Raw genomic sequence first — 12,288 nt, 5'->3', positions numbered from 1 at the left:
TTGACTTAGCTTCGGCCCTTGCGTAAATTTCGCGCCTCGCAAGCAGCGGGTGATTAGCTCAGCTGGGAGAGCATCTGCCTTACAAGCAGAGGGTCGGCGGTTCGATCCCGTCATCACCCACCACTCTTGTGAATTGGACGTAAGTCCACCGACGCGCAGCGGTAGTTCAGTCGGTTAGAATACCGGCCTGTCACGCCGGGGGTCGCGGGTTCGAGTCCCGTCCGCTGCGCCATATTTTCCAGCTTGAGTTCGCTCGGGCTGAGATGAAAAAGCCCCCCAGGGCAGTTTCATCAGATGAAGCAAGAGTTCCATGGACGTAAGTCCACCGACATGCAGCGGTAGTTCAGTCGGTTAGAATACCGGCCTGTCACGCCGGGGGTCGCGGGTTCGAGTCCCGTCCGCTGCGCCATATACGAAACCCTCAGGTAGGAATACCTGAGGGTTTTTTATTGCCTGTAATTTCTGCTGGCACCCCCTGCGGCGCAGCGTCGCTGCGCGTGCCCAGGCGCTTTTTACCGACAGCGACAACCTGTCATCTTGCATTCATCTGCATCTTTTAGTCTGTTTGGCAGGCTCCTTGTTGGTTATTTCGGGAGCTTGATGCCAATCGGAGGATGCCGCTATGGATGATTATGTTGAAGAGCTGCTGGAGCTGCAGGCTCTGGAAGAGGATGGGGTAGAGCTGGCGGAAGACGCCACCGAACTCTAGCGGGCCGCTGAAAAACTACCTGCGTTGCCGATGCGGCGTTAAAAACAGGCCGGGACGCGGCGTCTCAAAAAGCTCATGTACAACTCGTACACTCCGCTTTTTCGCCTGTTTTTGCCTTGCCTTGCCTTGCCTGCATTTTTCAACGGCCGGCTAACCATCTGTTGAAAGGTAGTTGTTTGAGGCGTGGCATATGGCTCGCGCCTGCCCTGATTATTGCGCCCGACGCTGCTCGCGGCGGTATTCCCCCGGGGTCTGCTGGTTCCAGCGCTTGAAGGCGCGCTGGAAGGCCTCCGCCGAAGCGAAGCCGAGCAGGTAGGCGATCTCGCCGAACGCCAGCTCGGTATCGCGGATATAGGCCATGGCCAGGTCGCGCCGGGTGTCGTTGAGGATGGTGCGAAACTGCGTGCCTTCTTCGGCCAGTTTGCGCCGCAATGTCCAGCTCGGCAGTTGCAGGCGTGCGGCCACCTCGCTCAGGTCCGGCTCGCGGCCGTGCAGCAGGGGGCCGAGCAACTGGGTGATGCGCTCGCGCAGGCTGCGGGTGCGGGTCAGTTGCTCCAGTTCCCCTTCGCAGATTTCCAACAGGTGTTTCCAGGTGCTCGGGCAGTGTTCCGGGTTGCGCATATTCAGGCTGTGCTGGTTCAGGCGCAGCTGGTTGTGGGCGCAGGAAAACTCCACCGGGCAGGCGAACAGTTCGGGGTATTGCGCGGCATAGTCGGGGGCGGGGAACTCGATCTGCACCTTCTCCACGGGCAGCGGCTGCTGCGCCAACTTGCTCAGTTGCTGGGCCCAGCTGGCCAGCACCGAATCGATCACGAAGCGGTTGTAGTCGTTGTAGGGGCTGATCGAATAGAAGCGCAGCCAGGCACCCTGGGCGTCCTCGTGCAGGCTGGACTGGCCGCGGTAGTTGGCGGCATACAGTGGCCCGAAACGGATCAGGGTGCGCGCGGCTTCGCGCACTGTCGGTGCCTGGGCGGCGGTCACTCCGGCCAGGCCGACCTGGCTGAGGCGGCTGCAGCGCCCCATCAGCAGGCCGATGCCGGGCTCTGCGGTTTGCTGAATGGCGCTATGTCCCAGGCGCATATAGCGCGGAATCGACAGGCGCGCGCGGGGCTCGGCCAGGCGCGCGGGGTCGAGGCCGTAGCTGAGCAGCAGGGGTTGCGGGTCCTGGCCCAGGCTGCGCATGGCAGCCGCCAGGCTGTCGACAAACCCCACCGCCAGGTCGCCCAGGCGGACTCTTGAGCGTTTCATCGGCGTGAGAGGGTGGACGAGGCGTTCGGACATGGCGCGGGCGGTTGCTGAGAGTGAGGTCTCAGGGTAAGGCGCGGGGTCGGGATTGCCAAGCAGCGCTGCACGTTATGATCAATAAGTTGTCACTTTGGGTCATTGAGCCATGCGGGTAGGCTCTTTATCGTCTAACCCATATCGACTGTGGCTCGACCGAAGCCGCGGCATTTCCGTGAAATAGCTCTGTCTGATGTGGAGATTTCCATGACCGCCGTTCCTTACCCGCACCTGCTGGCCCCGCTGGACCTGGGTTTCACCACCCTGAAGAACCGCGCGCTGATGGGCTCGATGCACACCGGCCTGGAAGAGAAGCCGGGTGGCTTCGAGCGCATGGCCGCCTATTTCGCCGAGCGTGCCCGTGGCGGCGTCGGCCTGATGGTCACCGGCGGCATCGGCCCGAACGACGAAGGCGGGGTATATTCCGGCGCGGCCAAACTGACCACCGCCGACGAAGCCGAGAAGCACAAGATCGTCACCCGCGCGGTGCATGAGGCCGACGGCAAGATCTGCATGCAGATCCTCCATGCCGGGCGCTACGCCTACAGCCCCAAGTCGGTGGCCCCGAGCGCCATCCAGGCTCCGATCAACCCGTTCAAGCCGCGCGAGCTGGACGAGGAGGGCATCGAGAAGCAGATCCAGGACTTTATCAACTGCTCCGTGCTGGCCCAGCAGGCCGAGTACGACGGCGTCGAGATCATGGGGTCGGAAGGTTATTTCATTAACCAGTTCCTGGTGGCCCATACCAACCATCGCACCGATCGCTGGGGCGGCAGCTACGAGAACCGCATGCGCCTGCCGGTGGAGATCGTCCGCCGCGTGCGTGAGGCCGTGGGCCCGAATTTCATCATCATCTATCGCCTGTCGATGCTCGACCTGGTCGAAGGTGGCAGCACCTGGGACGAAATCGTCCTGCTGGCCAAGGCCATCGAGAAAGCCGGTGCGACCCTGATCAACACCGGTATCGGCTGGCATGAAGCGCGCATCCCGACCATCGCCACCAAGGTACCGCGTGCGGCCTTCACCAAGGTCACCGCCAAGCTGCGCGGCGAGGTGAGCATTCCGCTGATCACCACCAATCGCATCAACACCCCGGAAATCGCCGAGCAGGTGCTGGCCGAGGGCGATGCCGACATGGTGTCGATGGCGCGTCCCTTCCTCGCCGACCCGGATTTCGTCAACAAGGCTGCAGAAGGCCGCAGCGACGAGATCAATACCTGTATCGGCTGCAACCAGGCCTGCCTGGATCACACCTTTGGCGGCAAGCTGACCAGCTGCCTGGTCAACCCGCGTGCCTGTCATGAGACCGAGCTGAACTATATTCCCACCGCCCGGGTGAAGAAGGTTGCCGTGGTCGGTGCCGGCCCTGCCGGGCTGTCCGCCGCCACGGTGGCCGCCGAACGCGGCCATAGCGTGACCCTGTTCGATTCGGGCAGCGAGATCGGTGGCCAGTTCAACGTGGCCAAGCGTGTGCCGGGCAAGGAGGAGTTCTTCGAAACCCTGCGCTATTTCAAGCGCAAGCTGGAAACCAGCGGCGTCGACCTGCGTTTGAACACCCGGGTGTCGGCCGCCGAGCTGGCTCAGGGTGGCTATGACGAGATCATCCTGGCCACCGGTATCGCCCCGCGTACCCCGGCCATTCCAGGGATCGAGCATGCCAAGGTGATCAGCTACCTGGATGCCATCCTCAAGCGCAAGCCGGTCGGCCAGCAGGTCGCGGTGATCGGGGCTGGCGGTATCGGCTTCGACGTGTCCGAGTTCATCACCCATCAGGGCGAGTCGACCAGCCTCAATCGCGAGGAATTCTGGAAGGAGTGGGGCATCGACGGTGCCCTGGAGGCCCGCGGCGGCGTCGCCGGGATCAAGGCCGAGCCCCATGCGCCGGCGCGTCAGGTGTTCCTGCTGCAGCGCAAGAAGTCCAAGGTTGGCGACGGCCTGGGCAAGACCACTGGCTGGATTCACCGCACCGGCTTGAAGAACAAGCAGGTACAGATGCTCAACTCGGTGGAGTACCTCAAGGTCGATGACGAGGGCCTGCATATCCGTATCGCCGATGGCGAGCCGCAGGTGCTGCCGGTGGACACCGTGATCGTCTGCGCCGGCCAGGACCCGCTGCGCGAACTGCAGGAGGAGCTGCTCGCCGCGGGGCAGAACGTGCACCTGATTGGCGGTGCCGATGTGGCCGCGGAGCTGGATGCCAAGCGCGCCATCAACCAGGGCTCGCGCCTCGCCGCGGAGCTCTGACCGAACAACGGCCCGCCTAGTGCGGGCCGTTTGCTATGTGACCCAAAACAATAAGGAATAGACCATGTCCGAGAACCCTCAGCTGCAACCGGCTGCTGCCGCCGCGCTCGCGCAGTGGCATGGCCTGATGCAGAACAACGACCTGAGCCCCTTGCCCGAGCTGCTGCACCCGCAGGCGGTGTTCCGTTCGCCGGTGGCACACAAGCCCTATGTTGGTGCGCCCGTGGTGTCGCTGATTCTCAATACCGTGAGCAAGGTGTTCGTCGACTTTGCCTATCACCGCGAGCTGGCCAGCGCCGATGGCCTCAGTGTGGTGCTGGAGTTCAGCGCCAAGGTTGGCGAGCGCGAACTCAAGGGTATCGACATGATCCGTTTCGACGAGGCCGGCAAGATCGTCGAGTTCGAGGTCATGATTCGCCCGCTCAGCGGCTTGCAGGCCCTCGGCGAGGAGATGGGCCGACGCCTGGCTCCCTATCTGGCCGCCACGAAAGCCTGAGCCGTTGCACCAAGCCCATCACAGTTTTGTCCCGCCGCAGGCGTTTATCGGCCTGCTGGCCGGGCGACTGCCAACCCAGTCACATTGCTGGCTGCGGTTTTTCCCCTAGACTTGCCTGAATATAGGTATAGCGCCTGAAACTGAGGCCGCGTATAACCTGCCAAAATCTTGCTGGTGCATGCCGGGCATGGCAGTTTTCGCTGTCGTGCAGGCTGTGCTGCCAGCTGAACGGATTGTTCCGTTTCGGCCCTAGAGGGAAACCGATGAGCATGCAGAACAAGCCGCAGATGGTTGAAGCCGTGATGTTCTTCAGTGAGCGCGGCGGTGTCTGCAAGCAAATGTTCTTTACCGAGTTCGAAGCCTTGCTCGACGGCGTGGTCAATATGCCGGAGTTTGCCGACCAGCAGATGCGCATTGCCTATGTCTCGATCAACCCGCGCCTGATGATCAAGGCGGCGGTGTTTTTCTACCTGGATTTCGACGAAAAGGGCGCGCCCGATTCCGGTTGGAATATCCCCCTGCAGCACTTGGCCGAGCGTGCCGGACGCGGTCCCGACCTGGGTGCCGGGCCGATTCGCCTGGGCTGCCGTAGCCAGTGCCCGGTGTCCTGGCACCAGATGCATCTGTGGGACCCCAACCTGGCCCCCGGGCAGAATGATCTGGTGCTGCTGCGCGATGCGGTGCGGCGCAATAACCTGGGCATCCTGGTCGAGGAGGAAAACGCCCAGGCGGTGGTGACCGAGCGTCTGCAAATGGCCTCCGAAGACAAATGGCATGCCCCGGACTTCGTGCCGGAGGAGGGTGCCAAAGCCAAGGACAAGCTCGATCAGGAGCATCGCTTGAAAACCGCGCAGCTGATCAAGCAGCAGCGCTTGCGCATCAGCAGCCTCAGCCAGCAACACGAGGAGGCGCTGGCCAAACTCAAGCTGGCCAGCGCGGCCGAGAACAGACAGCGCCAGGTGCAGGTTCAGGAGTTGCAGCAGACGTTGCGCCAGCAGGTCGAGCTGAATGCCAGTCTCAAGGCGCAGTTGGCGGTGCAGGCCGCCAGCTTCCAGTCCTCGCGCGAGGAAATGACCGAGCAGCTGCGCAATCTGGAGTTGCATGGCCGTAGCGAGGGCGATGTGCTGCGCGCGCAGTTCGATGGCGAAATGCAGGCCAAAATTGCCTCGGCGGTGGTGGAGTACAAGGAGCAGATTGCCATTCGCGATGTGGAGCTGGCCTACCGCAAGGAGCAGGACACGCAGTCGCTGCAGGAAATCACCCGGCTCAAGCGCGCTTATGCCGAACTCGCCAGTCAGGGCGGGGATCAGATCCTGGAGCGCCTGGCCAAGCTCGGCGTGGTGTTTGTGGTGTATCACCCGGGGGCCGGGCACCTGACCATTCCGTTGCAGGACATCGCCGCCTATCAGGACAATCCCATGGCCTATGCGGCGGCCAAGTGTTTTGTCACCGAGGAGCAGTACCGGCATTGGTTGCTGCACTATCAACAGCCGAGTTGCGAGACGCTGTTGCCCAGTGGCGAGCGCTGCGCCATTCCAATCGATCGGGTGGACACGCCGAGCCGCTTTATCCTCGACGACAGCAATTGCTGTGCCCGGCACAAGGCCAGTAGCCGCCTGCGTACCGTCAGTTAGTGCCTGTCGTTCTGCCTGAATGGACCCCCGATGCACCACTGCAGCCCCTGGGTTTCGACTGGTCGGCCGCGGCCGGTATCGAGCTGGCGGTGCTGCGTCTGGACCTGATCGACCCGCTGATCAGCGGCAACAAGTGGTTCAAGCTGACCCATCATCTGCAAGCCGCCGCTGCTGCGAGTGCCGAAGGCCTGATCAGTCTGGGCGGCGCTCATTCCAATCATCTGCATGCCCTGGCCGCTGCCGGTCGCCGCTTCGGCTTTGCCACCGTGGGGCTGCTGCGCGGCGAGCCGCAGGACACGCCGACCGTGCGCGATCTGCAGGCATTCGGCATGCACCTGCACTGGCTCGGCTATGGCGGTTATCGCGCCCGCCATCGAGCGGGATTCTGGGAGCCATGGCAGGCGCTGTATCCGGGCTTCTCGGCAGTGCCAGAGGGCGGTGGCGGTTTGCCCGGGGCCCTCGGCTGCGCGGCCTTGCTGACCCTGGCGCGTCGGCAATTGGCGGGGCTTGGCTGGGCCGACTATGACGGCTGGTGGCTGGCCGTGGGTACCGGTACGACCCTGGCCGGTCTGCTGCTGGCCGAGGCGGGTGCCCATCCGGTGTATGGTGCGCTGGCGGTGCCGGCCGATCACGGCGTGCAGCAGCAGGTGCAGGCCATCGTCCAGGCTGGCGGGTTGGCGGATGGCTCCTGTCGGCTGCTGGAGGCCTGCCGTGGCGGCTTTGCCGCGGTCGATGATGAGTTGCTCGAGTTTATCTTCGCCAGCGAGGCGGCCAGCGGCTTGCCGCTGGAACCTCTGTATACCGGCAAAGCGTTAATGGCGTTGCGCCGGCAGGTCGAGGCCGGTTACTTTGCCCGTGGCAGCCGCCTGCTGTTTGTCCATACCGGTGGCCTGCAAGGGCGTACAGCAGCACTGCAGCGATACCAGCAAGCCGGCCGGCTAGACTGACTCTTGACCAGCGGAGCCTGAGCATTTCCATGAGCGAACCCCTCAATCCCGAACAGCTGCGCAGCCTGACGCCACTCAACGTGTTGTCCGAGCAGCAGTGGCGTGAATTGCGCGGGCAGCTGGTACCGCAGCCGCTGTTGGCAGGGCAGTCGCTGTTCCGCCTGGGCGATCAGGCCCGTGTTACCTATTACCTGCTGGCCGGTGAGCTGCACTTGCAGTCCGCCGATGGCCAGCAGCAGCTGTTGCGCGCCGGCACTGAGGCCAGCTGTCATCCCCTGTCGCCCAGCCTGCCGCGCTTGCACGAGGTGCGCGCCTTGAACGATGCCAGCGTGCTGGCCCTCGACAGCGCAACGCTGAACCGTCTGCTGACCTGGCGACTGGCGTATCAGGACCTGTTGCTCGAACTCGGCCAGAATCATGAAGAAGTGGAGTGGCTGGAGCAGTTGCTGGAGAATCCGCTGTTCGCCAAGGTGCCGCCCTCCAATGTGCGTGCCATGCTCGAACGGCTGCAGCGGATCGAGTTGCCCGCGGGCAGCAGGGTGCTGAGCGAGGGCGAGCCGGGCGATTGCTGCTACTTCCTCAACAGTGGTCGGGCCGAAGTGATTCGCGGGGCCGGCAGCGACCAGCAGGTGCTGGCCGAGCTGGACGTGGGGGCCTGTTTCGGTGAAGAGGCGCTGCTCGCCGACAGCCCGCGCAATGCCACGGTGACCATGCTCGAAACGGGGGTGGTGTTGCGCCTGGATCGTCAGGATTTCTTTGCCCTGCTCAAGGCCCCGGTGGTCGACGAAGTCTCGTTGGGCGAGGCCTCACGCCTGCTGAGCGCGGGGGCGCAGTGGCTGGATGTGCGCCTGCAGGGCGAGTACGAGCGTGCCCATGCCCTGCAGTCGCTGAACATGCCCCTGCAGTTGCTGCGTCTGAAGACCCGCCTGCTGGATAAGCAGCGCACCTACCTGTGCTATTGCGACAGCGGCAAGCGCAGCGCCAGTGCGGTCTTCTTGCTGTCGCAGCTGGGGTTTAGCGCCTACGCCCTGCGCGACGGTGTCGATGCCCTGCCGGCGGTGCAGCGCGATGCCTTGCTCTGTGAAAGTGGCTCCGGTTATCTGGCCCGCTCGGGCGGACGCACCGAGCGCAGCCGCTGAGCGCTCAGGCACGCTCAGGTTGCCTGGTCGGGCCAGAGGTCATTGAGCAGAAACACCCGTTCGGCCTCCACCCAGTCCCCTGCGCGACCTTCGATTAGACGCACCAGCAGCTGCGCATTGGCCTGTGCCGGCAATGCCGCCAGCCACTGCTCGAGCTGTGCGGGCGTGTACGGCAGCGCGTCTGCCAGGCGCGCCGGTGCCAGCCAGGCCTGACGCGCCAGCGGCTGCCAGTAGCCGGCGGCGGGCCGGCTGGCGAACTCGGCCCAGTCGCGGCGGCGCAGCCAGCGCCCGCGCAGGTGTTGCGGGTTGGCCCCTTGCGGTGCGCTGCAGCCGTGCCGCCAGGGGTAGAACAGGTAGCCCGCCAGCCAGAGGGCGGCCTGAGTCTGTTGAATATCCAGTTCGGCGAGCACCGACAGGGCCTGATTGCCGGCCGAGAGTGGCAACTGGTGCCGGCACAGATGGTCGAGCTTGAGGTCCAGGCGATCATGGCTGCCGGGGCCCAGCCAATGGGCTGGATCCTCGCCGCCGGCCTGTTCCGGCCCCAGGTAGAGTTTGATCGCCAGTTCCAGGTGGTGCACGCCCTGTTCGTCGCGCAACAGCAGGTCCAGCTCGCCCAGGGTATGCCCCTGTTGCCGGATGGGCAGGTTGGCCGCGAGCACCTCGATATCGGGGGCGGCGTTCAGGGCGAACTGCCAGAGCCGTTCGTAGTACAGACCGAGGCGGCGTACCGAGCTTTGCGCCAGCCAGTGCTGCAGCGCCGCGCTGTCGGCATCCAGGCCGCGCAACCAGTCGGCCAGCATGCCCGGTTTGCGGCTCCAGCGGCTGGCGCTGAGCGGATGGCGCTGGGGCAGGGGCGTGGTGTCGAGCAGCGGTGGCGAAAGCAGCGCCCACGCCAGGTCGCGCACCGGGGGTTGGCACAGTTGCGTGGGCAGGTCGGTCAGCGTGTCGAAGGGCGTCATGTTCCGAGCATAGCTCCGAATACCCAGTCGGCTAAAGTCGGTCGGCCCTGTCAGTGCTGACGAAACCGTCAAGTTTGCCGCTGTCGCCGGCTTTCGCCCATAATCGAAACCCTCTAGATACAGAGTCTTGCGGGAGCACCATGGAACAGTTTCGTAATATCGGCATTATCGGTCGGCTGGGCAGTACCCAGGTGCTCGACACTATTCGCCGACTGAAAAGGTTTCTGCTCAACCGCCATCTGCATGTGATCCTCGAGGACACCATCGCCGAGGTGCTGCCGGGCCATGGCCTGCAGACCTCGTCACGCAAGATCCTCGGCGAGGTGTGCGACCTGGTGATAGTGGTCGGCGGCGATGGCAGCATGCTCGGCGCGGCCCGCGCGCTGGCCCGGCACAAGGTGCCGGTACTGGGGATCAACCGGGGCAGCCTGGGTTTCCTGACCGATATTCGCCCCGACGAACTGGAGCTCAAGGTCGCCCAGGTGCTGGAAGGCAATTACCTGACCGAGAACCGCTTTCTGCTCGAGGCCGAGGTGCGCCGGCATGGCGAGGCCATCGGCCAGGGCGATGCCTTGAATGACGTGGTGCTGCATCCCGGCAAGTCCAACCGGATGATCGAGTTCGAGCTGTATATCGACGGCCAGTTCGTCTGCAGCCAGAAGGCCGACGGCCTGATCGTCGCCACCCCGACCGGCTCCACCGCCTATGCGCTGTCCGCCGGCGGGCCGATCATGCATCCCAAGCTGGATGCCATCGTCATCGTGCCGATGTACCCGCATACGCTGTCCAGCCGGCCCATCGTGGTGGACGGCAATAGCGAGTTGAAGATCGTCGTGTCCAAGGACCTGCAGCTCTATCCGCAGGTGTCCTGCGACAGCCAGAACCATTTCACCTGTGCCCCGGGCGACACCGTCACCGTGGCCAAGAAGTCGCAGAAGCTGCGCCTGATCCACCCGCTGGACCACAACTACTACGAGGTCTGTCGGACCAAACTGGGCTGGGGCAGTCGGCTCGGGGGAGGGGGCGGCTAAATGGACCTCGATCCTGCCCGCGGCTATGACCTGATCGGCGATATCCATGGCTGTGCCAAGACCTTGGCGCGCCTACTGGAGACCCTGGGCTACCGCTTCCAGGCGGGTGTCTGGCGTCATCCGCAGCGCATGGCGATCTTCCTCGGCGACCTGGTCGATCGCGGCCCGCGTATTCGTGAGGCCCTGCACCTGGTGCGCGACATGGTCGTCGCCGGTGAGGCGTTGTGCATCATGGGCAATCACGAGTTCAACGCCCTGGGCTGGAGCACCCCGGCGGCCCCCGGCAGCGGCCGGCAATTCGTGCGCGAGCATACGCCGCGGCACGCCCGGCTGATCAAGGAAACCCTCGAGCAGTTCGAGGCCTATCCGGCGGAATGGCGCGAGTTTCTCGGCTGGTTCTATGAATTGCCGCTGTTTATCGATGCCGGACGTTTTCGCGTGGTGCATGCCTGTTGGGATGCCGGACTGATCGAGCCCCTGCGCGGTCTGTTCGCCGATGCCTGTATCGACGAGCACTTCCTCCAGGCCTCGGCGGTGCCCGGCAGCTTTGCCAACACCGTGCTCGACCGCCTGCTGCGCGGCACCGATATGCGCCTGCCCCATGGCATGACCCTGACCAGCGATGACGGCTTTACCCGCGCGCACTTTCGCACCAAGTTCTGGGAAGAAGACCCGCAGACCTATGGTGATATCGTTTTCCAGCCCGATGCCCTGCCAGAGCTGGCCGCGCAGATGCCCTTGACGGAAATGCAGAAGACCGAACTGCTGAAATACGCCGCCGATGAGCCGCTGCTGTTCGTCGGCCATTACTGGCGCAGTGGCAAGCCTGCGCCGATTCGGCCTAACCTGGCCTGCCTGGATTACAGCGCGGTGCTCAATGGCAAGATGGTGGCCTACCGCCTGGATCAGGAGCAGCGCCTGGATCCACACAAGTTTGTCTGGGTCGAGGTGCAGCCATGAGTGCGGTAGCCGCCATGCGCCTGCCGGTGCAGGTCGATTTGAGCGCCTTTATCGCCTTGTTGCAGCGTCTGCAGGTGCCGCACCGGGTTGCCGAAGAAGCCGGCGAACAGGTGCTCTGGGTGCCCGGCGAACAACTGGCCGAGCAGGTGCGCGAGCTGTATGCGCGTTATCCCCAGGGCGATGATGCGCTGCTGCCGCCTTCTGCGGCCCTGGCCGCGGAACCGGCCCCGGGGGTTATCGATCAGCTGAAAAACAGCCTGCTGACGGCCAGCCTGTTGCTGCTGACCTTCGTGGTCGCCGCGCTGACCCTGCTGGGCGATAATTACGAAGCGATCAGCTGGCTGAGCTTTGTCGATTTTCGCATCGAGGGTGAGTACATCTACTTCGGCAACCTCAGCCTCACCCTGGCCAGCGGCCAGTGGTGGCGGTTGCTGACGCCGATGCTGATCCATTTCGGCATTCTCCACCTGGCGATGAACACGCTCTGGTATTGGGAGCTGGGGCGACGCATCGAGGCGCGCCAGGGGCCGAGGGTCCTGCTTGGACTGACCCTGCTGTTCAGCCTGGCGGCCAATTTCGCCCAGTACCTGTGGGCCGGGCCTTCGTTGTTTGGCGGCCTGTCCGGGGTGCTTTATGGCCTGCTCGGGCATTGCTGGCTGTTCCAGCGCCTGGCCCCCAGCGCGGCCTATCGCCTGCCGCCGGGCGTGCTGGTGATGATGCTGGCCTGGCTGCTGATCTGCATGACCGGCATCTTCGAGCTGCTGCAGTTCGGGGCCATCGCCAACGCTGCCCATGTCGGCGGCCTGCTCGCCGGTTGCCTGACCGGCCTTGTGGGCGGTGCGCTGGCGCGCCGGTCTCGGTAAACTGCCACTTTGTATTTGGAGGCGC

The 12,288-nt window shown here is 64.2% G+C and carries 10 protein-coding genes and 3 tRNA genes; 11 read left to right on the top strand and 2 right to left on the bottom strand.

Translation table 11 applies throughout. The features are described from left to right. The first annotated feature begins 47 nt into the window (after window positions 1-47). The 3 genes from AACY13_RS17415 (at window position 48) to AACY13_RS17405 (ending at window position 409) form a co-directional block, all read left to right on the top strand. Window positions 48-123: transfer RNA gene (locus tag AACY13_RS17415), tRNA-Val, on the top strand. Between the two features lie 32 nt (window positions 124-155). Further along, window positions 156-232, top strand: a tRNA-Asp gene (locus AACY13_RS17410). Window positions 233-332: 100 nt separating this feature from the next. Beyond that, a tRNA-Asp gene (locus AACY13_RS17405) sits at window positions 333-409 on the top strand. Window positions 410-919: 510 nt separating this feature from the next. Here the strand turns inward: AACY13_RS17405 and AACY13_RS17400 are convergent. Further along, window positions 920-1,957, bottom strand: a complete 1,038-nt coding sequence (locus tag AACY13_RS17400; protein ID WP_339462983.1) for an AraC family transcriptional regulator — start codon at window positions 1,955-1,957, stop codon at window positions 920-922. Between the two features lie 240 nt (window positions 1,958-2,197). Here AACY13_RS17400 and AACY13_RS17395 point away from each other — a divergent pair, with 240 nt between their 5' ends. The 5 genes from AACY13_RS17395 to AACY13_RS17375 all read left to right on the top strand — a co-directional run bounded on the left by AACY13_RS17395 (window position 2,198) and on the right by AACY13_RS17375 (window position 8,450). Next, complete coding sequence (locus AACY13_RS17395; RefSeq protein WP_339462835.1) at window positions 2,198-4,234, top strand: NADPH-dependent 2,4-dienoyl-CoA reductase; 2,037 nt, start codon at window positions 2,198-2,200, stop codon at window positions 4,232-4,234. A gap of 64 nt (window positions 4,235-4,298) precedes the next feature. Then, window positions 4,299-4,730 carry a nuclear transport factor 2 family protein gene (locus AACY13_RS17390; protein ID WP_339462834.1) on the top strand — a complete coding sequence of 144 codons (432 nt, stop codon included), beginning with the start codon at window positions 4,299-4,301 and terminating at the stop codon, window positions 4,728-4,730. Between the two features lie 263 nt (window positions 4,731-4,993). Continuing rightward, window positions 4,994-6,364, top strand: a complete 1,371-nt coding sequence (locus AACY13_RS17385) for a chromosome partitioning protein ParA (protein ID WP_339462833.1) — start codon at window positions 4,994-4,996, stop codon at window positions 6,362-6,364. Next, entirely contained in the window at window positions 6,364-7,311 is a 948-nt protein-coding gene (locus AACY13_RS17380; protein WP_339462832.1) for a 1-aminocyclopropane-1-carboxylate deaminase/D-cysteine desulfhydrase, read from the top strand. The genes AACY13_RS17385 and AACY13_RS17380 overlap by 1 nt, the downstream gene beginning before the upstream one ends. A 29-nt stretch (window positions 7,312-7,340) precedes the next feature. Continuing rightward, window positions 7,341-8,450, top strand: a complete 1,110-nt coding sequence (locus AACY13_RS17375) for a cyclic nucleotide-binding domain-containing protein (protein ID WP_339462831.1) — start codon at window positions 7,341-7,343, stop codon at window positions 8,448-8,450. Window positions 8,451-8,464: 14 nt separating this feature from the next. On the opposite strand, the gene AACY13_RS17370 is transcribed toward AACY13_RS17375, so the two are convergent. Further along, a complete protein-coding gene (locus tag AACY13_RS17370; RefSeq protein ID WP_339462830.1) occupies window positions 8,465-9,409 on the bottom strand; it encodes a DUF1853 family protein in 945 nt (314 codons plus the stop codon). Between the two features lie 140 nt (window positions 9,410-9,549). Between AACY13_RS17370 and AACY13_RS17365 the strand changes: the two genes are divergently transcribed. The 3 genes from AACY13_RS17365 to AACY13_RS17355 are packed head-to-tail and all read left to right on the top strand — an operon-like array spanning window position 9,550 to window position 12,263. Next, window positions 9,550-10,440 carry an NAD(+) kinase gene (locus AACY13_RS17365; RefSeq protein WP_339462829.1) on the top strand — a complete coding sequence of 297 codons (891 nt, stop codon included), beginning with the start codon at window positions 9,550-9,552 and terminating at the stop codon, window positions 10,438-10,440. Then, a complete protein-coding gene (locus tag AACY13_RS17360; RefSeq protein WP_339462828.1) occupies window positions 10,441-11,400 on the top strand; it encodes a metallophosphoesterase in 960 nt (319 codons plus the stop codon). It begins immediately after the preceding gene. Next, window positions 11,397-12,263 (top strand): rhomboid family intramembrane serine protease, encoded by an 867-nt coding sequence (locus AACY13_RS17355; protein WP_339462827.1) that lies wholly within the window; start codon window positions 11,397-11,399, stop codon window positions 12,261-12,263. The genes AACY13_RS17360 and AACY13_RS17355 overlap by 4 nt, the downstream gene beginning before the upstream one ends. The last annotated feature ends 25 nt before the right edge of the window (window positions 12,264-12,288 follow it).

Origin of the sequence: Pseudomonas sp. EA_105y_Pfl2_R69 (assembly GCF_963970915.1) — a bacterium.
Lineage (GTDB): Bacteria > Pseudomonadota > Gammaproteobacteria > Pseudomonadales > Pseudomonadaceae > Aquipseudomonas.
Note: the sequence above shows the minus strand (reverse complement) of the source record. Positions and strands in the feature narration are given on the sequence as shown.

What these genes read in the sequence shown, in the direction of transcription:
- AACY13_RS17400 (WP_339462983.1), bottom strand. Translation starts at nt 1,957, where the DNA reads ATGAAACGCTCAAGAGTCCGCCTGGGCGACCTGGCGGTGGGGTTTGTC.
- AACY13_RS17395 (WP_339462835.1), top strand. Translation starts at nt 2,198, where the DNA reads ATGACCGCCGTTCCTTACCCGCACCTGCTGGCCCCGCTGGACCTGGGT.
- AACY13_RS17390 (WP_339462834.1), top strand. Translation starts at nt 4,299, where the DNA reads ATGTCCGAGAACCCTCAGCTGCAACCGGCTGCTGCCGCCGCGCTCGCG.
- AACY13_RS17385 (WP_339462833.1), top strand. Translation starts at nt 4,994, where the DNA reads ATGAGCATGCAGAACAAGCCGCAGATGGTTGAAGCCGTGATGTTCTTC.
- AACY13_RS17375 (WP_339462831.1), top strand. Translation starts at nt 7,341, where the DNA reads ATGAGCGAACCCCTCAATCCCGAACAGCTGCGCAGCCTGACGCCACTC.
- AACY13_RS17370 (WP_339462830.1), bottom strand. Translation starts at nt 9,409, where the DNA reads ATGACGCCCTTCGACACGCTGACCGACCTGCCCACGCAACTGTGCCAA.
- AACY13_RS17365 (WP_339462829.1), top strand. Translation starts at nt 9,550, where the DNA reads ATGGAACAGTTTCGTAATATCGGCATTATCGGTCGGCTGGGCAGTACC.
- AACY13_RS17360 (WP_339462828.1), top strand. Translation starts at nt 10,441, where the DNA reads ATGGACCTCGATCCTGCCCGCGGCTATGACCTGATCGGCGATATCCAT.
- AACY13_RS17355 (WP_339462827.1), top strand. Translation starts at nt 11,397, where the DNA reads ATGAGTGCGGTAGCCGCCATGCGCCTGCCGGTGCAGGTCGATTTGAGC.